General features: G+C 55.4%; 22 protein-coding genes. 12 read left to right on the top strand and 10 right to left on the bottom strand.

Going from position 1 to position 25,557, the window contains the following annotated elements:
- Nucleotides 1–6 precede the first annotated feature (6 nt).
- A complete protein-coding gene (locus tag ACOOFE_RS18545; RefSeq protein WP_420411428.1) occupies nt 7–2,760 on the bottom strand; it encodes an EAL domain-containing protein in 2,754 nt (917 codons plus the stop codon).
- Between the two features lie 146 nt (nt 2,761–2,906).
- Complete coding sequence (locus tag ACOOFE_RS18540; RefSeq protein ID WP_420411427.1) at nt 2,907–3,797, bottom strand: LysR family transcriptional regulator; 891 nt, start codon at nt 3,795–3,797, stop codon at nt 2,907–2,909.
- An 86-nt stretch (nt 3,798–3,883) separates the two neighbouring features.
- Here ACOOFE_RS18540 and ACOOFE_RS18535 point away from each other — a divergent pair, with 86 nt between their 5' ends.
- Together ACOOFE_RS18535 and ACOOFE_RS18530 are read left to right on the top strand one after the other, a co-directional pair.
- Nucleotides 3,884–4,030 carry a hypothetical protein gene (locus tag ACOOFE_RS18535; protein WP_168206472.1) on the top strand — a complete coding sequence of 49 codons (147 nt, stop codon included), beginning with the start codon at nt 3,884–3,886 and terminating at the stop codon, nt 4,028–4,030.
- A gap of 120 nt (nt 4,031–4,150) precedes the next feature.
- Entirely contained in the window at nt 4,151–4,822 is a 672-nt protein-coding gene (locus ACOOFE_RS18530; RefSeq protein ID WP_420411426.1) for a class I SAM-dependent methyltransferase, read from the top strand.
- A gap of 20 nt (nt 4,823–4,842) precedes the next feature.
- Here ACOOFE_RS18530 and ACOOFE_RS18525 read toward each other — a convergent pair whose 3' ends face one another.
- Together ACOOFE_RS18525 and ACOOFE_RS18520 are read right to left on the bottom strand one after the other, a co-directional pair.
- Nucleotides 4,843–5,208 (bottom strand): hypothetical protein, encoded by a 366-nt coding sequence (locus ACOOFE_RS18525; RefSeq protein WP_420411425.1) that lies wholly within the window; start codon nt 5,206–5,208, stop codon nt 4,843–4,845.
- 105 nt (nt 5,209–5,313) lie between these two features.
- Nucleotides 5,314–6,210 (bottom strand): LysR substrate-binding domain-containing protein, encoded by an 897-nt coding sequence (locus tag ACOOFE_RS18520; RefSeq protein WP_420411424.1) that lies wholly within the window; start codon nt 6,208–6,210, stop codon nt 5,314–5,316.
- A 195-nt stretch (nt 6,211–6,405) separates the two neighbouring features.
- On the opposite strand from ACOOFE_RS18520, the gene katG reads away from it, so the two are divergent.
- The 4 genes from katG to ACOOFE_RS18500 all read left to right on the top strand — a co-directional run bounded on the left by katG (nt 6,406) and on the right by ACOOFE_RS18500 (nt 14,044).
- The gene (gene katG / locus ACOOFE_RS18515) at nt 6,406–8,577 is read left to right on the top strand and encodes a catalase/peroxidase HPI (protein WP_420411423.1); all 2,172 of its coding nucleotides are present in this window, start codon (nt 6,406–6,408) and stop codon (nt 8,575–8,577) included.
- Nucleotides 8,578–8,687: 110 nt separating this feature from the next.
- Nucleotides 8,688–10,211, top strand: coding sequence for a vWA domain-containing protein (locus tag ACOOFE_RS18510; RefSeq protein ID WP_420411422.1), 1,524 nt, complete (start codon nt 8,688–8,690; stop codon nt 10,209–10,211).
- Between the two features lie 446 nt (nt 10,212–10,657).
- The gene (gene fabI, locus ACOOFE_RS18505) at nt 10,658–11,419 is read left to right on the top strand and encodes an enoyl-ACP reductase FabI (RefSeq protein WP_420411421.1); all 762 of its coding nucleotides are present in this window, start codon (nt 10,658–10,660) and stop codon (nt 11,417–11,419) included.
- Between the two features lie 12 nt (nt 11,420–11,431).
- Nucleotides 11,432–14,044, top strand: coding sequence for a DUF3141 domain-containing protein (locus tag ACOOFE_RS18500; protein ID WP_420411420.1), 2,613 nt, complete (start codon nt 11,432–11,434; stop codon nt 14,042–14,044).
- Between the two features lie 133 nt (nt 14,045–14,177).
- Here ACOOFE_RS18500 and ACOOFE_RS18495 read toward each other — a convergent pair whose 3' ends face one another.
- From ACOOFE_RS18495 to ACOOFE_RS18480, 4 genes are all read right to left on the bottom strand, one after another.
- Nucleotides 14,178–14,444, bottom strand: a complete 267-nt coding sequence (locus ACOOFE_RS18495) for a GIY-YIG nuclease family protein (RefSeq protein ID WP_420415605.1) — start codon at nt 14,442–14,444, stop codon at nt 14,178–14,180.
- Nucleotides 14,445–14,760: 316 nt separating this feature from the next.
- Entirely contained in the window at nt 14,761–15,525 is a 765-nt protein-coding gene (locus ACOOFE_RS18490) for an ABC transporter permease (RefSeq protein ID WP_420411419.1), read from the bottom strand.
- A complete protein-coding gene (locus tag ACOOFE_RS18485) occupies nt 15,522–16,229 on the bottom strand; it encodes an ABC transporter ATP-binding protein (RefSeq protein ID WP_420415604.1) in 708 nt (235 codons plus the stop codon). Before ACOOFE_RS18485 ends, ACOOFE_RS18490 begins: the two co-directional genes overlap by 4 nt.
- 156 nt (nt 16,230–16,385) lie before the next feature.
- Nucleotides 16,386–17,396 (bottom strand): ABC transporter substrate-binding protein, encoded by a 1,011-nt coding sequence (locus ACOOFE_RS18480; protein ID WP_420411418.1) that lies wholly within the window; start codon nt 17,394–17,396, stop codon nt 16,386–16,388.
- A gap of 367 nt (nt 17,397–17,763) precedes the next feature.
- Between ACOOFE_RS18480 and ACOOFE_RS18475 the strand changes: the two genes are divergently transcribed.
- The 4 genes from ACOOFE_RS18475 to ACOOFE_RS18460 are packed head-to-tail and all read left to right on the top strand — an operon-like array spanning nt 17,764 to nt 21,489.
- Nucleotides 17,764–19,113: a DUF2157 domain-containing protein gene (locus tag ACOOFE_RS18475; protein WP_420411417.1), complete on the top strand. Its 1,350-nt coding sequence runs from the start codon at nt 17,764–17,766 to the stop codon at nt 19,111–19,113.
- Nucleotides 19,110–19,688 carry a GDYXXLXY domain-containing protein gene (locus tag ACOOFE_RS18470; protein WP_420411416.1) on the top strand — a complete coding sequence of 193 codons (579 nt, stop codon included), beginning with the start codon at nt 19,110–19,112 and terminating at the stop codon, nt 19,686–19,688. Before ACOOFE_RS18475 ends, ACOOFE_RS18470 begins: the two co-directional genes overlap by 4 nt.
- Nucleotides 19,689–19,745: 57 nt before the next feature.
- Complete coding sequence (locus ACOOFE_RS18465; RefSeq protein ID WP_420411415.1) at nt 19,746–20,789, top strand: class I SAM-dependent methyltransferase; 1,044 nt, start codon at nt 19,746–19,748, stop codon at nt 20,787–20,789.
- 1 nt (nt 20,790) lies between these two features.
- Nucleotides 20,791–21,489, top strand: coding sequence for a pseudouridine synthase (locus tag ACOOFE_RS18460; RefSeq protein WP_420411414.1), 699 nt, complete (start codon nt 20,791–20,793; stop codon nt 21,487–21,489).
- Nucleotides 21,490–21,689: 200 nt separating this feature from the next.
- Here ACOOFE_RS18460 and ACOOFE_RS18455 read toward each other — a convergent pair whose 3' ends face one another.
- Nucleotides 21,690–22,799 (bottom strand): TauD/TfdA family dioxygenase, encoded by a 1,110-nt coding sequence (locus ACOOFE_RS18455; RefSeq protein WP_420411413.1) that lies wholly within the window; start codon nt 22,797–22,799, stop codon nt 21,690–21,692.
- Nucleotides 22,800–23,060: 261 nt separating this feature from the next.
- Nucleotides 23,061–23,624 (bottom strand): HdeD family acid-resistance protein, encoded by a 564-nt coding sequence (locus ACOOFE_RS18450; RefSeq protein ID WP_420411412.1) that lies wholly within the window; start codon nt 23,622–23,624, stop codon nt 23,061–23,063.
- An 80-nt stretch (nt 23,625–23,704) separates the two neighbouring features.
- Between ACOOFE_RS18450 and ACOOFE_RS18445 the strand changes: the two genes are divergently transcribed.
- Complete coding sequence (locus ACOOFE_RS18445) at nt 23,705–24,172, top strand: MarR family winged helix-turn-helix transcriptional regulator (protein WP_420411411.1); 468 nt, start codon at nt 23,705–23,707, stop codon at nt 24,170–24,172.
- Nucleotides 24,173–24,265: 93 nt separating this feature from the next.
- Nucleotides 24,266–25,528: a beta-ketoacyl-ACP synthase II gene (gene fabF, locus ACOOFE_RS18440; protein ID WP_420411410.1), complete on the top strand. Its 1,263-nt coding sequence runs from the start codon at nt 24,266–24,268 to the stop codon at nt 25,526–25,528.
- Nucleotides 25,529–25,557 lie beyond the last annotated feature (29 nt).

Raw genomic sequence — 25,557 nt, 5'->3', positions numbered from 1 at the left:
AATGCCTTACGCGCGGCGCTCACCGAGAACGAACGGGATCGTGCCTGACCGGTCGAGTTTGTGGTCCAGCAGCAAATTGTCAATCGTGTTGACACACGCACTTGCCAGCTCTGCCATTTCTTTGGAGGCCTCTGGGGAGCAGGGCTTGCGTTCATCGGCAGCTGAGTCGGCATGCCAGCGGCATTGATTCATCAAGTGCTCGCACTGGGTCGACAAAATCGTGAAATGCTCGCTGTCACCGAACAATTTTGCGCCCTCCCGGTTCAGCCAAGGCCAATAATTTGACGACAATTGATCCGCGCCGAGCATGTAAGGCAAATCATTTTGTATTTGCTTTTCGCCGGTCAGGATCTTGGTCCAATTTCTGAGCTCTACCTGCAAATAAAGCAGTTTGGCATGACGCTTGGACAGATGCTGGAGCTTGCCCCAGTCAGGGTCCGGGGTGAAATTTGCGGTCCAATCCAGAAACTTCTGGAGCGGCAATGGCCGGGCAATGGAATACCCTTGCAAGATTGATGTGCCGAGGCTGATCAGAAGGTTTTGGTGGTCTTTTGTCTCCACGCCTTCCGCGATCACTTCCCTGTTTAAGGCGCCTGCAAGCCCCAACACCGCGTCAACAATGGCAAGGTCGTCCAAAGAGTCGGTAGCGGCGCGCACAAATGTCTGGTCGATCTTGACGTGATCGGCCGGCAGGTGGCGCAAATGGGTCAGCGTTGAATACCCGGTGCCGAAATCGTCGATCGAAAAGCTGACGCCAAGTTCTTGGCACCGTTTAATGGCAACTGCGACCGACGCATTGCCCACTGCTGTTGCATTTTCCAAAACCTCAATGTCGAGCAAGGAAGGAGCGATGGTTTCGTGCTCTGCCAACAGGCGTTTCAAGGTGTCATAGAGCCAATTGCTCGTCAGATTTCTTGGGTCAACATTGACGCTGATCGGAACTTCCAGACCTAAGCTGCGCCAGGACGCGGCTGTCTTGAAGGTTTCTTCCAAGGCCCAAGTGTCCAACTTCAAAGAGACACCGATGTTCTCAGTCGCATCAAGGAAACTGCCAGGGTATTTCAAACCTTCCTCAGGATGGTTCCAGCGAACCAACGCCTCAGCACTGTGAACCCGGCCGCTGATCACATCCACTTTGGGCTGGAAATGGAACACCAGTTGATCATTGTCGATCGCCTCGGACAGTTCGTTGATCTTGTTGTTGAAGGTGGTGATCTCAATCTCAGTTTTGGGATTGAACAGCGTATAGCGGTTCTTTCCTTCCAGCTTCGACTGGTACATGGCCGAGTCGCTCTGGCGAAGAAGCTGGTCCGGGTTGGTGTCGGAAGCGGCAGAAAACGCCGCGATGCCCACACTGGTCGAGATCGCAACCGACTTGTCGCCAAGATCTATGGGTTTACTGGTCTCTGCGAGAACCCGTTCGGCTAGAGACTTGTAGTCTTCGGGAGTTTCATAGTCGGAAACAACGGCAATAAACTCATCTCCGCCCAAACGTGCGACTGTGTCCGTGGATCGAAACTGCGATAGAAACCTTTTGGATACGGTGGTCAGCAGCTGATCGCCGAGTTCGTGTCCGTAGCGATCATTGATTTCTTTGAACCCGTCCAGATCAAAAAAGAAGACTGCGCCCCAGCAATTGTCGCGTTTGACCCGCTCGATGGCATCGCTCAACCGCTCCCGTAGTAATACCCGGTTGGGCAGTTCTGTCAGCGGGTCGTAATGAGCGATCTTCTCCAACTCATTTTGGTGCGCCTTCAGTTCGGTGATATCGGAAAACACCACAATGTAGTTTTGAATGCTGCCGTTCGAATCCTTGATTGCAGCGATTGAGGCGTTTTGCGCATACCTCTGACCATCTGGGCGGCTGTTCCAAAGTTCTCCCGACCATTCGCCAGTTTCCGCCAGCTGTTGCTGCATCTCCCGGAAGGTTTCCGGTGCTTTGCGCAGGGAAGCGAAATCGAAGTGCTTTTTTCCCAAAATCGTCTTGGCATCAACGCCAGAGATCTTGCTTACCGCTGAGTTGGCTTTGATAACAACACCATCAGCATCGGTCACTAGAATGCCTTCATTGGCATGTCTGAACACCAAATCGGCCAGCCGCAGTTCATCGTTGGCATGGCGAAGGCTCCGCCGGGAGTCGGTCAGTAGGATAGCATAGACAACAACAAGCCCGAATGCTCCAGCCACAACGATCAAAAAACCGAAAAGCCAGCGGGTTTGATTTTCGAATGAGGCGGCAAGTTCTTGGCGCTTGAGTTCGACGGCTTCTTCAAGCCGGGATTGATAGTGCCACAGCTTGTCATTTTGCTGACGCTCACCAGTGATGTCCCGAATATTGGAATGCAGCAGAACTTGGTCGCCGAATTTGAGCGGAATGGCCCGCACTTCGACGGTTCTGATATCTCCGTCGGCCAGTTTATGGCGGAATATGAAGTAGTTGCGACGCTCTTCTTTAGCGAGCCGGCGTTCTTCTGCGACTTGTTCAGCTGTTAGCTGATTGATGTCCTGGATCCGCATGGTGGCCAGGGCACCGGGACCGTAGCCGTAGAAAGTGTCCGCAAACTCATTGGCAAAAGCGATCTTGCCGGTTGTCGGATCCATGATGAGGATCGCATTTGGAAGAGCGTTGTAATAGGTTTCCAGATCGGGAGAAAGGTGGCTGCTGACGTCCGCCCGGGCCTGCAATGGCGGCAGCAGGATCGCGAACAATAAAAACAACCTGATCGCAATCTTCTTCGGGTCTAGATCACCGCTTCGCATTCCGTTTCGCTCTTCAGACGTAATAGAGGGAGGACGCCCCAAGTTCGTGAAAATAAAACAGATAACTTGCGAAAACATTTATAAATCAGAGACAAAGCCCTGATGATTATGACCTTGTAAGAAGTATCAGGATAATTAACCGGACTTTAACTGTGGCGGAGGTGTTCCGCCAAATGGTCAAAGACCAGCCGGATCCTGCGGCTGGTGTGCAGTTCTCTGTGGGTGACCAGCCAGATCGGAAAGTAGACCGGTTCCATATTGTCAAATGCAGGTTTTACTTCGGGGCACTTGGCTGCAATAGCATCGGCCATGATACAAAGACCAAGCCCCTGGCGGGCGTATTCCCAGCTTATCAAACCGCTTGGAGATCCAAGTTTGACATTGCTTTCTTTGATTTTCAGACCAAACGCACTCAAGTACTCAACCAGTTCCTGATTGTTGTCAAAACCGATGTAATCCAATTTGTCGGCGTCTGCTTTGGCCGGCCTGCCTCCGTTGCGTTCGAGATATGACGCAGCGGCGTAAACTCTGGCAGACATGTCCATGATTTTCCGGGCATAGAGGTCTGGATGGTCAGGTTCCACGTGCCGGATTGCAATATCGGCTTCGCGGCGGCGCAGATCGCTTAAAGAGTTTGTACAGAGAATTTTGACCTCGACTGCCGGCGCCTTCTTCCGCAACCCTTTGAGGATTTCAGGCAGAATGTACACAGCGAGAACATCCGTCGTGGAGATCGTGACCAGCCCCTCAATTTGTTGAGACTGGCCGGATGCCGACAAGGAAACCCGGCTGGCGGCCTCTCCCATGGCCCGGACGTGCTCAGCAAGTTCCACCCCAGCTTCGGTCAAGATGAGAGATTTGGCGACTCGCTCAAACAAGGTCACGCCAAGGCTTTCTTCAAGTGCGGCAACCTGCCGGCTCAAGGTCGGCTGGGTGAGACCCAATGCGCGGGCAGCCGCGGAAAGCGAGCCTTCTTCTGCCGTGACGAGGAAGGCACGGGCCTGGTTCCAGTCGAAGGTAATGCTCTGCCAGTTCATACAAATATGTATATCGTCTAGGCGAATTTCCGCAATTTATATTCATATTTTTTGAGAGTAGATTACCCAGTGAAAGGAGCGCGGAGATGAGTTCTTTTTCATTCACTGGCCTGGTGGCCGATGTGGTTTTGACAGTGCTTGGTATGCTGGCCTCACCTTTTGGCGGCCGGGACATCGGTTATGGGTTTTTAAAGATTGCGGGCCTGAGGCGCGGACCCTCCAGGCGCAAGTAAATACTACCGAACCGAGATCAAAGACCCGCAGGTGCCGCTGACTTTCGTCAGTGACGATGCCTATGTCGAAGTGAAACTCTGACCGCGAAGATCCATACAAGAAATACGGAAAGACACCTGATGACGACTGCATTGACGGGTGGGATGAGCCCCTCGACCGCCTTCTGGGACAAAATCGCCCGCAAATATGCAAAGAGTAAAATCGCCGATGAAGCTGCTTATCAAAAGACCCTTGAGCGCGTCACCGAGCATCTCGGTCCGGAAGACACGGTTTTGGAACTTGGAGCCGGGACCGGATCAACAGCATTGCTTTTGGCCGGTAACGTCAAAAGCTACCTGTCGACCGATTTTGCGCCCGGCATGATTGAGATTGCTGATGAAAAGCTGGCGGCCTTGAAAGTAGACGGCAAGGCACCTGAGGGCCTGTCATTCTTGGCTGCGGACGGGTTTGATGCCCGTTTGAAGGCGGCGGCTGGAGCCGATGGATTTGACGCGATCCTGGCTTTCAATTTCCTGCATTTGGTTGAAGGACCGGAAGCTCTTCTGAACCGCATATACGATCTGACAAAACCCGGCGGGTTGTTCATCAGCAAAACGGTTTGCCTGAGGTCCAAGGCCTGGATGTACTGGCCGATGATCAAGGCCATGCAACTCTTTAGAAAAGCGCCTTACGTCGACATGATGTCGCCGGAGATGGTCAACAATCTGATCACCAACGCTGGTTTTGAGATCATCGAAACCGGGCTCTATCCAGCGCCTCGCAGCCATTTTGTGGTCGCCCGGAAGGTCTGAGTTTCTCTAGGCTTTGGCTGTCATTTGGCAGCCCGCAACTGTCGTGCCTGCCTGATGCCAAACAGGCAGAGCACCACCAGCGTTCCCGAATAGATCAGCACGAAGGCGAGCCGGATCGGTCCAATAACACCGGTGGAATAGCCAAAGATGTATCCGCCGGCGATTAGGGTGATGACCAAAGTGGTTGGCAATAGGATCCAAGCGCGCTCAATGGGCCTTCTTAATCCCATGAGGAGAAACAAGCCCCAGCAAAAAGCAACAGCGGCAAACTGCGCCCGCGGCACCACACTTGCATCCGTGATGCCAATCATCCGGTAGAGGTTCAAAAAAGCGAGCCCAAAGTCGGTCAAAGCGGGCAACAGGAATGCCATGCGAAGAAGTGTCATATGATCCACCCTTTTGGCCTCGCCGCAGCCTGATCGGCTGCGAATACCTTGCTAATAGGTTGGGTGCCGGGTGGTGCAGCACAAGGCTCTTGTCAGAGTTAGAACCTAAGACTGAAGCTCAGACGCTTCCCGCACCACTTCGGCAATCTCTGAAAGTTGAGCCGACAGCGGACTGGTTTTGCGCCAGATCATGCCGATGGTGCGCGCAGGCTCAGGAGGTTCAAAGCGGGCGACGGCGACATCGGCCGAGCGGGTTTCGACCGGTACCGCCATTTCTGGAATGAAAGTGACGCCCATGCCGGCATTGACCATTTGCACAAGGGTCGACAGGGAACTGGCGTCAAGAACCTCCCGCGGACGGCCGGTTTGGATGTTACAGAACGACAGCGCTTGGTCCCGGAAACAATGGCCTTCTTCCAAAAGCAGAAGCCGCATCTCACGCAAACTGTCGGCGCAGGGAACGGGCGAGTTGGCCTCTGTTCCCGGGCGGACAAGGACAAAGTTTTCCTCAAACAAGGGTGTTTCGGTCAGGCCCGGTTCTGAGACGGGCAAAGCCAAAATTGCAGTGTCAAGGCGCCCATCCGTCAATTCTTGAATGAGTTTTGGCGTCACAGTCTCGCGGATATGGATGTCGAGCCCGGGATATAGCTGCGCCAGACGGCCAACGACTTGTGGCAATAAATAAGGCGCGATTGTTGGGATCACCCCGATCCTTAGGCGTCCTTCGAGTTTGCCCTTTGAAGCTCTGGCCAAATCCCCCAGTTCATCGGCCGACCTCAAGATTTTTCGGGCGCGCTCGACGGCCTCTTCGCCGAAGCCGGTGAGAGACACTTGCCGGGCGGTGCGTTCAAACAGCGGGGCTCCAAGGACTTCTTCCAACTCTTTGATCTGCATGGATAGCGCAGGCTGAGAAATCGCGCAGTCGTCGGCCGCCCGGCCGAAGTGGCCATGGCGGGCCAAAGCCTCGAAATAGCGGAGCTGTTTCAGGGTGATGTTGGTCATAAGTTATTCTTATCAAAACGATCAGAAAATTCAACTTCCTCTGATTAGTTGGCCTTGTTAGCTTAGGACTATTCCGGCTTTGGCTCGCCGCACGTTTGTTCTCACGCGAGGGAGCTGTGCGCTGTTTATGAAGCTGGAGAGCAGATGTTTTTGGGCCTATATGGTCGGTAATTTTAGAAAATAAGGGAGAGGTCAATGGACACGAAAGTGGCAAAAACCGGCGGGTGCCCGGTAATGCATGGCAGCCTGACAGAAACGGGCAAGTCGGTCACAGACTGGTGGCCGAAGACTTTGAACCTGAACATCCTTCATCAGCACGACACCAAGTCGAACCCGATGGGCGAAGACTTCAACTACCGCGATGAAGTGAAGAAGCTGGATGTCGCTGCACTGAAGGCCGATCTGAAAGCCCTGATGACCGACAGTCAGGATTGGTGGCCGGCCGATTACGGCCATTATGGCGGCCTGATGATCCGCATGGCCTGGCATTCCGCCGGCTCGTACCGGCTGGCCGATGGCCGTGGCGGTGGTGGCACGGGCAACATCCGGTTTGCGCCGCTGAACTCCTGGCCGGACAACGGCAACCTCGACAAGCCGCGCCGTCTCTTGTGGCCGATCAAGAAGAAATACGGCAACAAGATTTCCTGGGCAGATCTGATCCTTCTGGCTGGAACGGTCGCTTATGAATCCATGGGCCTCAAAACCTTCGGATTTGCTTATGGCCGGGAAGACATCTGGCACCCGGAAGAAGACGTTTATTGGGGCGCTGAAAAGGAATGGCTAGCCCCGTCCGACGAGCGGTATGACGATGTCGGCAAGCCGGACACGATGGAAAACCCGCTGGCCGCGGTGCAGATGGGTCTCATCTATGTGAACCCGGAAGGTGTCAACGGTCAGCCGGACCCGCTGAAAACAGCGGCTCAAGTCCGTGAAACCTTTGCCCGCATGGCGATGAACGACGAAGAAACCGCAGCGCTGACGGCTGGCGGCCACACGGTCGGCAAGGCTCACGGCAATGGTGATGCCGATGCGCTTGGTGCTGAGCCGGAGGCGGCGGGTATTGAAGAGCAGGGGCTTGGCTGGATCAACCCGAACCTCAAAGGCAAGGCGACCAATGCAGTGACCTCTGGTGTGGAAGGAGCTTGGACCACCAACCCGACGGTGTTCGACATGGGGTTCTTTGAGCTGCTGTTTGGCTACGAGTGGGAGCTGACCAAGAGCCCGGCCGGCGCCAACCAGTGGCAGCCGGTTGGCATCAAGGAAGAGCATATGCCGGTCGATTCCACTGATCCGTCGGTGCGCCGCATGCCGGTGATGACCGATGCCGACATGGCCATGAAGATGGACCCGGCCTACCGCGCCATCTGCGAAAAGTTCATGGCGGATCCGGACTATTTCAAGGACACCTTTGCCCGGGCTTGGTTCAAGCTGACCCACCGCGACCTTGGACCGCGTGCCCGCTACATCGGTCCAGATGCACCGCAAGAAGATCTGATCTGGCAGGACAATGTGCCGGCCGGTCCGGTGAACTACGACATCGGTGGTTTGAAGTCCGCGATTGCCGCCACCGATCTCTCGGTCTCCGAACTGGTGTCCACCGCTTGGGACAGTGCCCGGACCTTCCGCGGGTCTGACCTGCGTGGCGGTGCCAATGGGGCCCGCATTCGCTTGGCGCCTCAAAAGGACTGGGAAGGCAATGAACCCGCCCGCCTTGCCAAGGTTCTCGGTGTACTGGAGCCGCTGGCAGCCAAGTTTGGCGCTTCGATTGCTGACACCATCGTGCTGGCAGGCAATGTCGGTGTCGAAAAAGCAGCTGCTGAGGCAGGCTACGACATCTCGGTGCCGTTTGCTGCGGGCCGGGGAGACGCCACCGATGCGACGACCGATGCCGACAGCTTTTCATCCCTGGAACCGATCCACGATGGCTTCCGCAATTGGGTGAAGAAGGACTATGTCGTCAGCGAAGAAGAGCTGCTTTTGGACCGGGCCCAGCTGATGGGGCTGACCGCGCCGGAAATGACCGTCCTTCTCGGTGGTCTTCGGGTGCTCGGTACCAATCATGGCGATACCAAGCATGGTGTCTTCACCGATCAGGAAGGCACCTTGACGCCGGACTTCTTCGTCAACCTGACGGATATGGCTTACCGCTGGACACCAGCGGGCGACGGTTCCTACCAGATCCGCGACCGTAAAACCGACACCACCAAATGGACGGCATCCCGTGTCGATCTGGTGTTTGGCTCCAACTCCATGTTGCGCGCCATCGCCGAGGTCTATGCCCAGGACGATAACGAAGTGAAGTTCGTCGAGGACTTTGTGGCAGCTTGGGTCAAGGTCATGAACGCCGATCGCTACGATCTGGGGTAATCTATCCCTTCAGAACAGATATGATGAGGCGCTCCGAACATCCGGGGCGCCTTTTTTGATTGTGATATTAAGCTACGCACGTCCTGTAAAAACAAACAATGTAGTTTGTGATGGGTGCCACAGAACCGCTGTGGATTTCAGAATACCGATTTAGACAGGGCCGGGCGGTCCGGTGCCGAACGATTTTAGAGCTTTCCGGGAGTTTGCATATGCTTAAAGGTGGAACTTCAAGTCTACTGAAATGTTTTTTAGCCTCTACAGCTATCATTGGGGTATCTGCTACAAACGTACACGCAAGCAACGCAGATATTCTCTTTATATTGGATGGATCTGGGTCCATGTGGGGACAGATCGATAAGGTTGCAAAGATCACCACTGCCAAAGAAACGTTGACTAAATTGGTCGACGATGTACCGGACGGAGCGCGTGTTGGCCTGATGACCTATGGTACTCAAAGCAAGGAGAGTTGCGTTGATTTTCAGACGCTGAACGAAGTCGGTGCAAGCGCGAAGGCGATCAAGGAGTCCATTGCTGGCATCAAGCCGCTGGGCAAAACACCGATGGGAATGTCTTTGTCGGTAGGAATTGCGTCCTTGTCAAAAACTGAACCACAGGACCGGCAAAAAGCAGTTGTTCTAATTTCCGATGGTATAGAGACGTGTAACTCCGATCCGTGCACAAGCGCTGCTATGTCACAGCATCTTGGAATCGACATGAAAGTTCATGTTGTTGGATTTGATGTCGACGCGGAAGCAAAAGCACAGCTGCAGTGTATTGCGAATGCTGGCGGCGGCCAGTACTTCAATGCTGATGACACTGAAGGCTTCACCAAGGCAATGCGTGATGTTGTTGAGGTTGCGCAAGCGCCCGTTGTAGCAGCTCCGGTCGCTGAGCCAGAGCCGGCCCCAAAAAACGTCGAGCCCGTAATTACTGAGTATTTCCGCGAAGATTTTGATGGTGAAACCCTTGGTGAGGATTTTATCATTTCAAATGAAAACCCGGATAACTACATCATCGAAAACGGTGTTTTGACGATGTTGTCGACTTCGAAGGGCGGATTTGGTGTTGAGGAGCCGGAAAATCTCCTTACCTACACCGGCAAATTGCCGAAAGGGAATTGGGACGCTGTCCTGGTTTTCAAGGGGGACTATTCCTCGGTTTCAGATAGGCTTTCCTTTGGTTTTCGTAAGGATAAGGACAATTACCTGACAGGAGTCTTCGGGCATAATTTTACCAGCGGGTGCCACCGGGCCTATCTCCAGAACTTGAAAAACCAAAAAGGCAAATTGGACAAGAACACTCTCCTTTACCGTGCAACAAACGGTTTGGATTGTTACCCGCAGCCCAGGATCAATTGGGAATCAGACTGGACGGCAATCCAGGCAGATTTGCAGAAAATGAATGTTGTCCTGACGGTTTCCAAAAGAGGGCGCAGCTACACAACTGCAGTGGTACTTGATGGATTTATGGATGCCGATGGCAATCCTTACGTTGTCAAAACCGAGCAGTTTACCGCCTTGCGCGCTCCTGGTGATCTGAGTTTCACGGTCGATAAACCTCTAAATGGCGACGGTGAAGTCCTTATGGAAATTGAATCTTTCGCTATTCACGAAGTGAAAAGCGCAGCGAATTGACTGGGCGTTTTCTGAGGGAAACTTCCGATGTTGCAGCGGCATTAGCCGCCGCTTTTTTGAGAGCATCAAACGGTGTCCTCAAATCACTTGTTCCGCAATTATGGAACTGTAACAGGTAATGAAGCCCGTCGCGACGCAATCGGTGGGCCGTTCTTAGTACCCTTCCATTTGGAGTATTTTGACCGGAGCAAATGTGCCTCGGTCAAATGAAACCATTGAGTGGCGTCGCGTTCTAACTGCGTCCAACTCGGAAAACTGGTTAGTAGGGTTGTTGAGAGCCGTCATGTCCGCACAAACCCGGACAGGCCTTGAAATTCATTGCCACGTCACAAAGTTTATGCTGCAGTGCGATAAGGTGAGGAGCGGCCACGTAAAAGACCCGTGGTCATTCGGTCCCGGCCAGTTGGTGGTCTGGTTGGCAATCACTTGATGGGAGCAGTGCACCCGTGTTCGATTTATCCGGTCAAAAGGCGCTGGTTGTCGGCGTCGCCAATGATCAATCCATTGCTTATGGATGTGCCAAGGCCTTCCGGGCACAAGGTGCCGACCTTGCCGTCACATACTTGAACGAAAAAGCGGAACCATATGTCAGCCCGCTGGCAGAAGAGCTCGGTGCGGAAATTATTCTGCCGCTGGATGTTCGCGATGAAGACCAGCTCGATGCTCTGTTCGGCGCCATTCAAGACAAGTGGGGGCGGCTCGATACGTTGCTGCATTCCATCGCCTTTTCCAAAAAGGAAGATCTGCAGGGCCGAGTAATCGATTGCTCTGCTGAAGGCTTTGGACTGGCAATGGATATCTCTGTCCATTCGTTCCTGCGCCTGATCCGGCGAGCCGAACCCCTCATGCCGCACGGTGGAACCTGCATGACAGTGTCCTTCATGGGCGCACAGAAAGTGGTCGACAATTACGGGGTCATGGGCCCGGTCAAGGCGGCGCTTGAAGCGGCGGTCCGCTATGCGGCTTCGGAACTCGGACCGCGCGGTATATCCGTCCATGCGCTGTCGCCCGGGCCGCTGAAAACACGGGCCGCCTCTGGCATCGCAGAGTTCGATGAGCTTTTGAACGATGCCGCCGAACGGGCCCCCACCCACCAGCTTGCAACCATCGAAGACACCGGCGCTTATGCCGCTTTTCTGGCAAGCCGCGAAGCTTTCAATGTCACCGGAGGTGTTCATCCCATCGACGGCGGCTACAGCATTCTTTGACAGGAGGTCCTGATGAAGGACATTTTTGACGCGCTTGAAAAAGGTCAGAATGAGTTCTTGAATTCCCTGAACGATGCCACCGCCTGGACACCGTCTGAACGGCTCACTGCGCTCCAGGCGCAAGGGACGGAACTCTCCAACCTGGCTGACCTGATGGGCCGGGGGCTGACTAAACACTTCGAAAAGATCTCAGCGGACCATAAAGGCCGCTGGCAGTTAGGGCTTGCCGATATGGGCAAGGCCGTGGGGGACCTTACCAAAGCGCAACAGGATGGCAGCTTGTTTGATGCTTGGCAGTCCTATTGGAAAGATGCCGTGCAGCGCTCAGTCCTGACCATGGATGTCCTGCGCCAGCGCGGCGATATCTTCCTGGAACACGAAGAAGCCGGTTGCCCGCCGGTGCTTATCTATGATTATGACGTTGTCATGGACGGGAGCGATCTTCCGCGGCCTTGCAACTATATGCTGCTTCGGATCAAACCGCCGAAAGATGCCGGCCACCGGGATATGAAACTCTGGAAACGGCCCTATATCATCATTGATCCACGCGCCGGCCATGGGGCCGGCATAGGCGGATTTAAGCCAGACAGCCAAGTCGGTGTCGCCTTGCGCGACGGCCATCCGGTCTATTTTGTTGCCTTCCGCCGCATGCCGGAAAAAGGCCAGACACTTGCCGATGTCACCCATGCTGAGGCCACCTTTGTCCGCAAGGTGATGGAAGAACACCCTGAAGCCCCCAAACCGGTTGTCACCGGAAACTGCCAGGGCGGCTGGGCTACCCTTTTGCTGGCGGCGACCAACCCGGATCTAACCGGGCCTGTCATCTTAAACGGTGCCCCGGTGTCAACTTGGGCCGGGCGGGTTGGTGAAAATCCAATGCGTTACAATGGGGGCGTCTTGGGCGGAACCTGGAATGCCATGTTCTATTCAGATCTCGGTCATGGTGTCTTCGATGGTGCCGACATCGTCCAAAATTTCGAGATGCTCAATCCGGCCCGGAATTATTTTGGCAAGTACTACGACCTTTACGCCAAGGTCGACACCGAACCGCAGCGGTTCCTCGAGTTCGAACGCTGGTGGGGCGGTTATTTCCTCTTGAACGAAGCGGAAATGAAATGGATCGTCGAACAATTGTTTGTTGGCAACAAGCTCGCCAAAAACGAGGCGCAGCTGGAGCCGGGCCGCAACATCGACATCAAACAGATCCGCGCGCCGATCATCGCCTTTGCCAGCTTTGGCGACAACATCACGCCGCCGCAACAGGCGCTCAACTGGATCATCGACACCTACACGGATGAGCGCGAGATCGCCATTCGCGGCCAGCGCATCATCTATATGGTTCATGATCAGGTCGGCCACCTGGGCATCTTTGTGTCGTCCAAGATTGCCAAAAAGGAACATACTGAAGTCACCTCGACCTTGAAGACCATCGAAGCCCTGGCTCCTGGCCTCTATGAAATGTCCATTGATGACTATGAGGGCGGGCTCTTGGACCGGGAATTCACGGTCAGTTTCCACGAGCGTACGCTGGAGGATCTGAAGGCGCTGGACGATGGCCGGGATGATGAAATTCCTTTTGCGGCCGTTGCCCGGACATCCGAGCAGCAAGCAGAATTCTATGATGTCTGTGTGCGCCCGTTTGTGCAGGCCGGTGTGACCGAGCAGAGCGCCGACTTCCGCCGCAAAACCCATCCGCTCCGGGCACAGCGCACGATGATGTCGAGCCTCAATCCGATGTTGAGCGGATTGCCGGAGATGGCTGAAAAGATCAAAGAAGACCGCACTCCGGCCGAACAGGACAACCCGTTTTCCGAGCTGGAGCGTGTTGGTGCGGCAATGTTCGAACAGTCGCTCGATCTGTTCCGCGATCTGCGCGACACCTGGTATGAAAACCTCTTCTACTCCATTTGGGGTTCCCCCTACATGCGCTGGTTCGGCCGGACGCATCAGCCAGGCCGAACCTTGAAGCGCAAGGAAGACCTGCGCAGCCTGCCGCCGGTTCAGGCTGCTTTGATGCACATTGAAGAGGGCGGGTTCTGCGAAGCAGTGATCCGGATGCTGATCCTGCTGGCTGACAGCCGCGGCAACGTCCGCCGTGACCGGCTGGAACGCTCTGCCCGGGTGCTCACCCAGGATGAGCCCTTTAAATCGCTGACACCGGATGCGCGCAGCTTCATTCTTCAGGAACAGTCTTTGATCGTAGAATTTGCCAGAGATAAGGCTGTCACGACGTTGCCGAAACTCTTGAAAACTAGGCAAGATCGCGAACTTGCTTCCAAAGTGGTGCGGTATGTGCCGGGTGCGATTGAAGAAATGACACCACACACCTTGGAGATGATGCAAAGGTTCCAGGACGTGCTGGATTTGCCGCCTGTATCTGACAACGTTACGGAAGACCCGCTTGTCAAAGGCAAGGGTGTGGCTTCCGACCTACCAGCGTTTGATGCTCCAAAACCGAAAGAGGAACCGGTTTCCGCTCCATCGGCACCGCAGAAGGCAGCTGTTGCAAAACCTGCTGCGCGCAAAAGTGCTGCTAAACCGGCAACTCGTAAATCATCAGCCCGAAAGGCTCCGGCTCGAAAGCCGGCCGCAAATACTGGAAAAAGCCAGGAACCGGCTGAGTAAATCGCAGTTCAGGTCATGAACCCAGAAAGAGCTTCGGAAGAGAAGTCAATGATGCGTACTAGGTTGATTCTTCTGGGGCTCTCCGATCCCGGTTCACGCGTTGCGCGACCGGGATGACGCGGATTGTTTAAGGTCACTCGTTCAAAGATCCATACAGATCAATCCATTTTGGATTCTGTTTCTCAATCAGATCGAACTTCCATTTCCTGCGCCAGTGTTTGACACGTTTCTCTTGAGCAATAGCGCTTGAAATGTCAGGAAACTCGTCATACCAGACGAGCAACCTTACTCCGTATCGCGAAGTGAAACCTTTAGTAATTCCGTTTCGGTGTTCGTATATTCTTCTGACTAAGTTCGAGGTAACGCCGGTGTACAGCGTTTCATATGGGCGCGACGCCATTATATAGACCCAGGCGGTCACGACTACCTCTGCGCATGAAGCTGAAAATCTATCTTTCCACGAGCTGTAGATTGGGGCAAGAAAAGTTGTCCTGTAGCTATATTGGCTTTTAATTTCTGTTCACGTCATCCCGGAAAGGCCTCGGCCTTATCCGGGATCGGGGAGCCAAGGTCCTGATCGAAAACAACTCGCGGAAAGCCTGACAGTAAAGTGTAGGCGAAATAAAAAGGGGCGTCCGGGCCTCTCGGACGCCCCTTCAGAGCCCCCCTGGATTTATTTTGAGTTGGCTCTGATCCTGTATTTTATCCGACCTATATCAAGTTCGGTTGCCGCGGTGCGCCCAGCCGGTCATACGCATTTCCAGCCACGCCATAAGTGCGTACATGATAATACCCAGAACGGCGAGAGCGACAAGGCCCGCCCAGATCAGCGGCACGTTAAATTGGGACTGCGCGGCCTGCATCATATAACCAAGGCCGGAATTGGCGGCGATGGATTCTGAGATCACAGATCCGACAAAGGCGAGGGTAATGGCCACCTTCATCGAGCCGAAGAGATAGGGCATCGCGCGCGGAATGCCGACTTTGAGCATGATGTCGTGTTTTTTGGCGCCAAGTGCCCGTAGGACGTCTTCCATCTCCGGTTCGATCGTAGCGAGACCGGTCGCGACATTCACCACAATCGGAAAAAAGGCGATCAGGAATGCGGTCAGGACGGCTGGAATGGTGCCGATGCCGAACCAAATCACCAGGATCGGGACCACGGCGACTTTCGGAATGGAATTGAAGCCGATCATGATCGGGTAAAGGCCGGCATAAATCGCCCGGCTCCAGCCGATGGCAAGTCCCAGCGCCATACCGCCAACCACGGCCATGACAAAGCCGACCACTGTTGTGTAGAGGGTCTGGACAGAGTTCTTCCAGATCGGTGACCAGTATTTCAGGATCGCAACCCAGATGTCGGTCGGTGCTGGCAGGATAATTACAGGGATTTGCAGAGCTTTGACGGAAAGCTCCCACAAGACGAAGAGGCCGATGGCCCAAAGCCATGGGGCGGCGGTGATCCAACGTGAAGACGTCATGCTGCAGCCCTCGCGTCGGCAATCAGATCGCGCAATTCGTGAACAATGTCGTTGAAGGCGCTTTCATAAGTCAGTTCAATTGGCCGCGGGCGTTCGAAAGAAACTTCGCGCTCGCGAATGATGGTGCCAGGGCGCGCGCTCATGACAAACACCTTGTCGGCTAGATAAACCGCTTCGCGCAGATCGTGGGTCACAAGAATAGTCGTAAAACCTTTGTCCGCGTGAAGATCGCGCATCACCTGCCAGAGTTCTTCGCGGGTGAAGGCATCCAGCGCGCCAAACGGTTCATCCAGCATCAAAAGTGCAGGATCATGAATGAGCGCGCGGCACAAGTTGGCGCGTTGCTGCATGCCACCAGAGAGTTGCCAGGGGTATTTCGCGCCAAACCCTTTCAGACCGACCAGATCCAGCAGGGCCTCCGCTTTGGCGGTGTAAGCTTGTTTTTCTGCGCGGAAACGGGAGCGGTGCGGTTGAACGATCTCCAGAGGCAGCATCACGTTGGCCAATGTCGAACGCCACGGCAGCATGGAGGGGTTCTGGAAAGCCATGCCGGCAACCGACACCGGGCCGTCAACCTCATGCCCGGCCACTTCAATGGTGCCTTCTTGCGGCGTGATCAGGCCGGTTGCCAATTTCATCAAGGTGGACTTGCCGCAGCCTGACGGGCCAACGACGGCAGCAAATTCACCCTTTTTCACGCCCATCGTCAGGCGGTCGAGAGCAAGTGTGCCATCTGCGGCGCCGCCATACGTCAGGCGGACGTCTCTGAGTTCTACAAATCCGGTCACAAGGTGGTCCGTTTGAAAAGGGAAGGGGCCGCAGCCGGACGGCTGCGGCCGGTGAACTGATCCAAGATCAGTTTACTTCAACATGCGCTCTTCTTTCGGCGGCAGGTAGCTTGCGTCAAAGACGCGCTCTGCAGCTGGCGGCGTGGCGCTCAAGCCCATGGAGCCTTGCAGATATTTCATGGACTTGGTGAGTTTATCCATGTCGACACCGCCGAAACCGTTTGCTTTTACGGCGTCTGTTGCAATGGAGCCCTCGACGGCCATCGTCAGCCGGTCGACCTCGACAGCTTCGTCAAGAATTTCATTGCGCTTCATGACATAAGGAATGGCTGCAGCCGGATCTGCAATCGCATCCAGGTAGCCCTTGGTGAGCGCTTTCAAGAAGCCTTTGACCGCCTCCGGGTTTTTCTCGGCAAAGTCCGTGTTGGTCATGACGACATTACCGTAAAGATCGAGGCCGTTTTCACCCATGAGAATGAGCGAGATGTCGTCTTCCGGGACACCCTGGGACTTCAGATTGAGAACGGAGGAAAATGAGAAGCCGAAAATGGCGTCCACCTGGCCTTGGGCGAGCATCGGTTCACGAACCGGGAAGCCAACACTTTCGATTTTTATACCGGAGGTGTCGAGGCCGGTTACGTCCACAAAAGCTGGCCACTGGCCAAAGGCGGCATCGGGTGGCGGGGCACCAAGGGTCTTGCCTTCGAGTGACTTCGGATCTTCGGTCACGCCTTGGCTTTTGCGGCCGATCACGGCGAATGGAGGTGTTTCATAGGCCATCATGACCGCCTTGACCTTCAGATCCGGCTGATCGTCGAGAACCTTGATCAAGGCATTGATGTCGCCAAAACCCATGTCATAGGTGCCGGTGGCAACCCGCGGGATGGATTCCCGGGAGCCAGCGCCCGTGTCGATGGTGACATTGAGATCTTCGTCGGCGAAATAACCTTTATCGAGAGCGATGAAGAAGGGAGCTGCCGGGCCTTCGAATTTCCAGTCCAATGAAAATTTGATGTCGGTCGCAGCCAAGGCGGTCGAGGATGTGAGGGCCAGCGCGAGGGCCACTCCCGATAGAAGACGCATGTTATTCCCCTGCTTTTCTTGGAAGTTCCTTCAAAGAGTGAAATGCACCTGATTAAAAAGCAAGCAGATTATTTGCACGGTTATTTCATGATCAGAATTTGCCTAATAATGCGGCATATATGCTAATCGGGTAGAATGTGTTGAATTTTATGGGATTTATTGTGTGCAGTGGCGGGCTCGAAGCGGAATTGCCACATCATGAGTGGAAAGCTGGCGCGTCTTGTGCTCACAATATCCGCGCTAGAATTGGACCAAATGGTCAGTTTTGCACGGCGTAGTTGCTGGTTGGCAGGTCGGAGCAGAAGGCGCCTGCGCGTGTTTACCTGGCATGAACGCCGCCGATCGGTCCTGGTGCAGCGGAGCGGAAATGTTCGATTGGGCTTATAAAAAACGCTTGCGGGACGACCTTGAAGAGTGGGTCGGCAAGGGCTGGTTGAGCCCCGATGGTGCCGCTGCCATTTTGCGCGATCAAGAGCAGGAAGATGGCCGCTCGAAGTTGCCGATGGCCCTTGCCGGGATCGGCATGGTTTGTGTGGCGCTGGCCCTGTTTGCTTTTATCGCTGCCAATTGGGGGCTCATTCCCAAAACGATCAAACTCGTCGGCATTGCTGTGTTGGTGATCGGTGCCAATCTTTTGGCAGCAGAGGCGGCCAAGCGCGGGCGCTCCGGTCTTTCCGATTTGGCGACTGGCTTTGCGACTCTGGTTTTTGTTGGCGGCATGGCGCTGGTCGGCCAAATCTTTCATTTACCGTCCGACTGGGCCGGTGGGGCGCTGCTGGTTTGCTTGGGTGCACTGGCTGCGGCCTGGCTGACCGGATCAATCACGTCACTGGTCGTGGCCGCGCTGGCTGCCGTTTCCTGGCAAACCTCCCGCATGTGGTTCGAAGCATCTTCAACGACCGACACTTTGATCAGCATTGCGCTTCTGGCAACTGTCTTCCTGCATCCCTTTATCTATCCGGCCCGGATCAGCCGGTTTGCGGCCATAGCTTTGCTTTTGGTGACTTATGGCCGCTGGTTTGGCGAGATTGCCGAGCGGTTGCCGGGTGGAGATGATGCTGTTGGAGCGATGGTCTTGGCAGGGTTTGGCGGCCTGTTCGCAACAATGATCCAGGCTGGGCCGATTGGTGATCTTTTTGTCAAATGGTCGAGCTACAAACCGGTCAAAACCCATGCCCATTGGTTGATGTTACGCGCACTGCAGGACGTCGGTTTCATGATGCTGTGCGCACTCGTTTTTCTCGCCATGATCGCTGCGCCGGAGTTTGACGATACAATGCATCTATCGGGTGCGTTGGCGCTTCCGGCGATCTTGCCGCTGACCGCCGCAATTCTCCTTTGCATTGCCGGGTTGCTGCTGTCTTTCAAGACGGAGAAATCCCTGGCACTGTTTGCCGCCGTTGGACTTGGACTGATCGCCTGTTTGATTCCGATTCTTCTGCCCAACATCCTGGTTGTATCGGCGCTCTGTCTTGCTGCCTTGATCGGGTTCTGCGCGCTCGGCACATGGTATAACAACCGCTTCTGGATGCTCTGCGCATACCTGGCCTTGACGGCTGTCGCCTTGTGGCTTTTGGAAGTCACCATCGGCTCGCTTCTTGGGCAATCGGTGTTCTTCCTGGTCGCTGGTGTTGTGCTCTTGGGAATGGCGCTCTGGTTAGGGCGCCTTTTGCGCCGGAAACCTATGCCCGCTCCGGCAGGGGAGGTGCAAGGATGAGTACCACAGACGCTATTGAAAAACCGGCGCTGCCACTTTCGTTCCTGCCGCCCTATGTCAAATGGGGGCTGCTGGGTCTCATCCAGCTGGTGTTGATTGCCGTGCCCCTAATCGACCGGCTCCAGGTCCAGATGGGTGGGCAGGAAGTCAAGCTGGAACTCATTCCAATTGATCCGAGAGATCTGTTGCGGGGCGACTATGTGATCATCAACCTCGCGATCAGCCGCTTGGCTGCGGATCTTCCAGGTGCAGACGGCTTGGAGGAAGGGGACACTGTTTATGTGGCGTTGGAACCGGATGAAAACGGTTTGATGGCGGCGGCCTCAGTTGGCAAAGATGAAGGCACATCCAATCTGGTGCGCATCGCGGGCAAGGTCCAATCCGCAACCGGCGAAGAGATCCGGGTGGACTATGGCATTGATGCGTTCTTCTTGCCGGAAGGCGAGGGGCTGGTGATTGAGCGGCTGGACCGGGAACGGGTGCAGCTGGTCGTTGCTGTAACCGGCGACGGCCGTTCCTTGCCGCTACGCCTCCTGGTTGACGGAAAACCGTTCAAATCCGACGCCGCCTTTTGACGGCTGTGCCATCTGGGGGTAAGAGCGCGCAATCTCTTTTTTGCCCAAAGGCCGTCCATGTCCGATCCCGCCCTAGAAACACTCATCCTGCCGATATCCTCCGGCGATGTGGAACTGCCGGAGGCAGCCCGTTTGCTGATGCTCCGGGCAAGGGCTGGCCGCCCGTTGAATGAGCTTAGCGGTCACAGCCTTTTGTGCGAGCAAAGTTTTGCGCCGGACCGGGATGCTCTGCAAAAGGCCGGATACAAGGTCGAGGCGGAAACGGAAGAAAAAGACTTCGATGCGGTTCTGGTTTTGCCCGGCCGTCAGCGCCAGGAAGCCAGGGCTCTGCTGGCCCGTGCGGCTTCCAAGGCGAAAACCGGCGGCCTTGTTATCGCCTGTGCGCCGAATACGGAAGGCGCCAAAACCCTAGAGCAGGATTTTGCGTCTCTTTTGGGCAGTGCAGATAAGCTTTCTAAGAACAAATGTCGGGTCGTCTGGGGACAGGTCGAACCGGACACTCTAGACGCGGCGCTGTTGAAAGATTGGCAGGAGCTCGACGCGCCACGCCCGGTTCTGGATGGCGCCTATCTCAGCCGGCCAGGCGTTTTCGCCTGGGATCGGATTGATCCGGCGTCCAAGCTGCTGGCAGACCACCTGCCGGAGACCTTGAGCGGTCGTGGGGCGGATCTAGGGTCTGGTTTCGGATTTCTTAGCCGCACGGTTCTGGAAAAGGCGCTCAAGGTCGCCGCTATGGATCTTTATGAAGCCGAAAAACGGGCGCTTGATCTGGCTGAAGAAAACCTGTCGGCCTTTAAGGGCAAGAAAATCATGAGTGGCCTCTGGTCGGATGTCACCAAGGGCATCGAAGGGCCATATGATTTTCTAGTGTCCAATCCGCCGTTCCACCAATCTGGCAAGGCGGACCGGGCCGATGTTGGGCAAGGATTTATCCGCGCTGCGGCGCAGGGGCTGCGTTCCGGCGGGGTCTTCTATCTGGTCGCCAACCGGCATCTCCCCTATGAGCGGACGCTCGGGGACGTGTTTGACCGGGTGGAGATGCTGGCGGACGAAGGCGGTTACAAGGTGATCAAGGCCACCAAGGGCAAGGGAGGCAAGTGACATGAGATTGGTCAAGCTTCTTGCCAATTTGGGCTATGGCAGCCGCAAAGAAATGCAGCAGGCAATCCGAAATGGCTGGGCAACAGATAAGGACGGAAATACGCTCAAAGCCGACAGCAAGACGCCGCACGAAGGCATCTTGTTTGATGACGAGCCGCTCGACCCGGCCCAGGGTGTCGTTATCCTGATGAACAAACCGCTCGGCTACACCTGTTCGATCAAGGATCACGGACGGCTGGTGTATGACCTTCTGCCGGACCGCTACCGACTGCGCAAACCGGTGCTGTCAACCATCGGCCGGCTCGACAAGGAAACTTCTGGGGCGCTGCTCTTCACCGACGACGGCACCTTTCTGCACCAAGTGATTTCACCGAAATCAAACGTGCCGAAGGTCTATGAGGTAACGCTCGACCGGCCGCTGAAGGGCGATGAGGCAGCGCTCTTTGCCTCCGGCGAGATGATGCTGGAAAGCGAGCAAAAGCCATTAAAACCTGCCGAGCTCGAGGTCATCGACGACACCCACGCACGTCTGACCCTGCACGAAGGCCGCTATCATCAGGTCCGCCGCATGTTCGCCGCTACCGGCAACCACGTCAACGACCTCTCCCGCAGCCGGATCGGCGCTCTGAGCGTAGAGGGACTGGACGATGGCGGTTGGAAGATCCTTACCGAAGACGATAAGGCGCTGATTTTTTCCTGAACCCAAAGGCGCCGTCCCGGCTAGAAGGCCAGGACGGCAGAGTGTTTTAAGGCTCTCCACCTCCGTCATCCCATGGCTTGACCATGGGATCCATTCCGCTTCTTCTCCGTTTGCACCGATGTGCGCCGAGGAAACATCATGGCATAGATTGCCGAATCAAGTCCGGCAATGACGGTCGTAGTTGTTGCAAAATCTGAGTGCTACCTGCTCAACACCCGGATCTTGCTGTCGAATTCACCCCGGTCTACGTAGCAGCCGCGAAGGTGGCGGTAGCCGGTGTTGGGGTCAAAGGCCGCGCGGCCGTGCAGAACACGGCGATTGTCGAAGATCACCATTTCACCGCCTTCCAGGCGGGTTGTGATGACATAGTCGTCCGAGCGGGTCATCGCCATGATCTTCCGGTAAGCCCGGTAATAAGCCTCCATCTTGTCTGCAGGTAGATCAAAGACACCGGCCAGATGGGCATTGAAATGCAGTTCCTGCAGATTGCCGAAGGCATCCAGATCAATCACGGTCTGATGGCGGCGGATGTCGTAGGTGTCATCGTGAAAGCGGAACGGGACCGGTGTCTGGGACAGAAGGTTGAAGGCCTCAGGATCATTTTGGCGCAGATCTTCGGCAATGGCAAAACCGTCGCAAAAGGTTGAACCGCCGCCTTCTGCATCATTCGCCAGGCAATGCAGGAACTGAAATCCCGGCGGCAATTCCTGGTTTGCCAGATCGGTGTGCAGCGGCAGAGCATGTGAGGTATAGGCAAGGTTGTTCGGGTTCGGCATCGACCGGACTTCGAACGTCACTCCGAAATTCGTCTCGCGCAGAAAACCGATCCGCTTGGCGGCTGCCATACCTGCATCCCGGTCATCTGCCATACCATCAACAATTGCGAGACCGGTTTTTTTGGCGGCAATCAGAAAGTCTAAAAGAGCGCCGTCATCGTCCATGAGTTTTGAAGCGCTGATCCGCGGCAGGGTCGAGGGGGCAAGATCACCGCGCCATAAAGTCGGTGGGACATTGGCAGGGTCATTTAGGCCGCTTCCCGGTAGGTGTGCTTTCAACCACTCCGGATCGAACCGGCTTTGATGGTCTTCCTGATCCCACTGGATCAAAATAGCTTCGCCATCCATCTCAGCTTTTTCAATGCCAAGATCGGTCGGAATGCTGGTCAGGTCGAACTGACGCTCGTGGGTTTGTGGATGAAAGCCGCTTGGGCAATTATCCCTCAGCCAAAGGTAAGGAAAGTCCGCACTGGTGCCGTCCGCCCAGGCAACATGAAGCACGCGGGTTTCGCCGCGCAAATTTACAGATGTCATAAGTGTCGTCCGTTGACGTATTTCTTTGAGTTTGCCTTGCGCATTGACGCGCAAACGTCATCGGCTGGCGGGAGGCGGCCACCACCAGTGGGCTTTGTTATGAGGTTGTCCGGGCATGCGCCCAAGAACAGCAATCATTTTTTGAGCCAGTTGACAGGCATCGCCTGTGAGTTTCACGAACAGGCAAACTACATGAAACAAGGTCCCGGCAAAAGGGATCTTGCCGGGTGTAATCAGATAATTGCTATCTAAAATACCGCTTTAGGACTTCGTGGCACGGGCGGCCAGGGCGATTGCGATGTAACTCCAGCCGTTGACCAGGACCGAAATGCCGGCGATCAAACCAAGCGCCCAGGCAGCTGAGCCTGGAAGATCCATCCAGATCATGATACCGGCAGCCAGCGAGACAACACCAGCAATCAAGACCCAGACCCAGCCTTCATGCGGGCGGAGCTTGAAGGCCAGCAGGATCTGGCTGACACCTTGAGCTGCAAAGATCGCCGCAATCACCAGGGTCAGAGCGAAGGTGCCGGCCAGCGGGTTTACATATATCACGATCCCGCCAATGACAGCGATGACGCCGGTAATCAAATCCCACAAAAAGGCCGCTGTGCCCTGAGTTTTAAAGGCGTGATAGATCTGCACCAAACCGCCAACGAACAGGACGGCGGCAATCAGGATCGTTACCGCAATCGAGGTTGCCAGCGGTGCGGCAATCAGAATGATTCCACCAAGCACCAGTGCGATGCCGAGGGCCAGAAACCAGCCCCAGTTCTCCTGGATTTTGGTTTTCATGTCTTCCATAGTCTGAACAGCGTCGGCCATCGTGCCCTCCTAAAGCATGACTGTCATTCTTGACGATACCGGTTTGGAGGAAATACGCAACGCATTGATGACATTGGTTCTTGAGCGGGCTTCTTGACAAGAAGTGTGTAAATGCACATTACAGTGCCATGGCCGAAGATGATTTTTCCCTCTGTGTTTTGACCAATGCCCGCAAAGCCGCGCGCTCTGTCAGCCGGTATTATGATCAGATGGCGCGCCAGACTGGGTTCACATCCGGGCAGTTTTCGGTGCTTGTGACTGTGCGCGAGCATGATGGATTGACGACGGCTGAACTTGCTGAGCGGCTCTCCATGGAGCGCACAACTCTGGTGCGCAATGTCGCGCTGCTTGAGAAAAAGGGATTGCTCCTCACGCGGCCGGCCAAAGATGCAAGGGGCAAAGAATTCAGCATCACCGGACAAGGCAATGCCATGGTTGAAAGTGCGCTGCCGCTGTGGCGGGAGGCCCAGGGGCATGTGAGAGACCTGTTGGGTGAGGAAGATTTTTTGACAGCTGTCCGCCTGTTGAAGCGCTTATCGCAAATCTAAGGCTGGAAGTATCAAGGTTGCAGGGCGTGATGGGGCAAACGTTCAAACTGAAATGTGTAGTTACACAACAGCTGAAAGGTGCGAGGTGAGATTATGAGACGAGTGGTCGTGACGGGGATTGGCGTGGTGTCCCCGATTGGAGCCGGCGTAGATGCATTTTGGAGCCGGGTTGTCGAAGGGGCCAACGGCATCCGGCGCATCACCAAATTCGATGCCAGTGATCTTGCTTGCCAGATTGCCGGCGAAGTGCCGACAATTGAAGAAGACGCGCATGGTTTTGACGTCAATACCGCGCTCGATGCCCGCGAACAACGGCGGACCGACCGGTTCATTCACTTTGCTTTGGCTGCTGCCGGTGAAGCCCTGGCTCAGGCCGGTTGGTCGCCTGAAACCGATGAAGAAAAGAACCGGACTGGAACGATCATCGGAACAGGTGTGGGCGGTTTTCCAGCGATGACCGCAGGAACCCGCCTTGTCGATGAAAAAGGCCCGCGCCGGGCGTCGCCGTTTTTGGTGCCGTCGTTCCTCGCCAATCTGGCCGCCGGCCAAGTGTCGATCCGCCATGGTCTGAAAGGACCTATCGGCGCGCCGGTGACGGCATGTGCCGCCAGCTTACAGGCGCTCGGAGATGCGGCCCGCATCATCCGAAGTGGCGAAGCCGATCTTATGGTCGCCGGCGGCACGGAAGCCTGCATTGATCGTGTGTCTTATGCTGGCTTCTGCGCTGCCAAGGCGATGTCGTCCAAGCGCAACGAGGACCCAGCCTATGCATCCCGGCCGTTTGACCAAGACCGTGACGGATTCATCATGGGTGAAGGCGCGGGGATTCTCATTCTGGAAGATTATGAGCATGCCAAGGCGCGCGGTGCGGCTATCCTCGTAGAGCTTAAGGGGTATGGCACATCCGCTGATGCGCATCATGTCACCGCGTCTCCCGCTGATGGTGAGGGCGGATTGCGGGCAATGAAACAGGCGCTCGCGACTGCAAATCTGACACCGGCTGACATTGGTTATGTCAATGCGCATTCCACCTCGACCCCTGTCGGGGATGCTGCGGAAGTCGCTTCACTGAACACATTGTTTGAGGGACGTGGCAAGGACCTCGCCGTGTCGTCCTCAAAATCCATGTTCGGTCATTTGCTGGGGGCGGCTGGCGCCGTCGAAGCCATTGCCTGCGTCAAGGCGTTGACTACCGGCCAGTTGCCGCCATCGCGCAATCTGGTCGATCCGGATGAGGCTATGACCAAATTCGAGCTGGTGCCGGACAAAGCCATCGATCGCCAGGTTGATCATGTTTTGACCAATGGTTTCGGGTTCGGCGGTGTCAACGCCAGTGCGGTTTTCTCGCGGGTCTGAGGCCAAACATAACAACAGGGCATCCCGGC

This window comes from Roseibium sp., assembly GCF_965216085.1.
Classification (GTDB): domain Bacteria; phylum Pseudomonadota; class Alphaproteobacteria; order Rhizobiales; family Stappiaceae; genus Roseibium.
This window is presented reverse-complemented; position numbering and strand designations above follow the sequence as displayed.

Bases quoted from the DNA above. Each gene is read 5' to 3' on its own strand.
- ACOOFE_RS18545 (WP_420411428.1), bottom strand. From the start codon at position 2,760: ATGCGAAGCGGTGATCTAGACCCGAAGAAGATTGCGATCAGGTTGTTT.
- ACOOFE_RS18540 (WP_420411427.1), bottom strand. From the start codon at position 3,797: ATGAACTGGCAGAGCATTACCTTCGACTGGAACCAGGCCCGTGCCTTC.
- ACOOFE_RS18535 (WP_168206472.1), top strand. From the start codon at position 3,884: ATGAGTTCTTTTTCATTCACTGGCCTGGTGGCCGATGTGGTTTTGACA.
- ACOOFE_RS18530 (WP_420411426.1), top strand. From the start codon at position 4,151: ATGACGACTGCATTGACGGGTGGGATGAGCCCCTCGACCGCCTTCTGG.
- ACOOFE_RS18525 (WP_420411425.1), bottom strand. From the start codon at position 5,208: ATGACACTTCTTCGCATGGCATTCCTGTTGCCCGCTTTGACCGACTTT.
- ACOOFE_RS18520 (WP_420411424.1), bottom strand. From the start codon at position 6,210: ATGACCAACATCACCCTGAAACAGCTCCGCTATTTCGAGGCTTTGGCC.
- katG (WP_420411423.1), top strand. From the start codon at position 6,406: ATGGACACGAAAGTGGCAAAAACCGGCGGGTGCCCGGTAATGCATGGC.
- ACOOFE_RS18510 (WP_420411422.1), top strand. From the start codon at position 8,688: ATGGGTGCCACAGAACCGCTGTGGATTTCAGAATACCGATTTAGACAG.
- ACOOFE_RS18500 (WP_420411420.1), top strand. From the start codon at position 11,432: ATGAAGGACATTTTTGACGCGCTTGAAAAAGGTCAGAATGAGTTCTTG.
- ACOOFE_RS18495 (WP_420415605.1), bottom strand. From the start codon at position 14,444: ATGGCGTCGCGCCCATATGAAACGCTGTACACCGGCGTTACCTCGAAC.
- ACOOFE_RS18490 (WP_420411419.1), bottom strand. From the start codon at position 15,525: ATGACGTCTTCACGTTGGATCACCGCCGCCCCATGGCTTTGGGCCATC.
- ACOOFE_RS18485 (WP_420415604.1), bottom strand. From the start codon at position 16,229: ATGGGCGTGAAAAAGGGTGAATTTGCTGCCGTCGTTGGCCCGTCAGGC.
- ACOOFE_RS18480 (WP_420411418.1), bottom strand. From the start codon at position 17,396: ATGCGTCTTCTATCGGGAGTGGCCCTCGCGCTGGCCCTCACATCCTCG.
- ACOOFE_RS18475 (WP_420411417.1), top strand. From the start codon at position 17,764: ATGTTCGATTGGGCTTATAAAAAACGCTTGCGGGACGACCTTGAAGAG.
- ACOOFE_RS18470 (WP_420411416.1), top strand. From the start codon at position 19,110: ATGAGTACCACAGACGCTATTGAAAAACCGGCGCTGCCACTTTCGTTC.
- ACOOFE_RS18465 (WP_420411415.1), top strand. From the start codon at position 19,746: ATGTCCGATCCCGCCCTAGAAACACTCATCCTGCCGATATCCTCCGGC.
- ACOOFE_RS18460 (WP_420411414.1), top strand. From the start codon at position 20,791: ATGAGATTGGTCAAGCTTCTTGCCAATTTGGGCTATGGCAGCCGCAAA.
- ACOOFE_RS18455 (WP_420411413.1), bottom strand. From the start codon at position 22,799: ATGACATCTGTAAATTTGCGCGGCGAAACCCGCGTGCTTCATGTTGCC.
- ACOOFE_RS18450 (WP_420411412.1), bottom strand. From the start codon at position 23,624: ATGGCCGACGCTGTTCAGACTATGGAAGACATGAAAACCAAAATCCAG.
- fabF (WP_420411410.1), top strand. From the start codon at position 24,266: ATGAGACGAGTGGTCGTGACGGGGATTGGCGTGGTGTCCCCGATTGGA.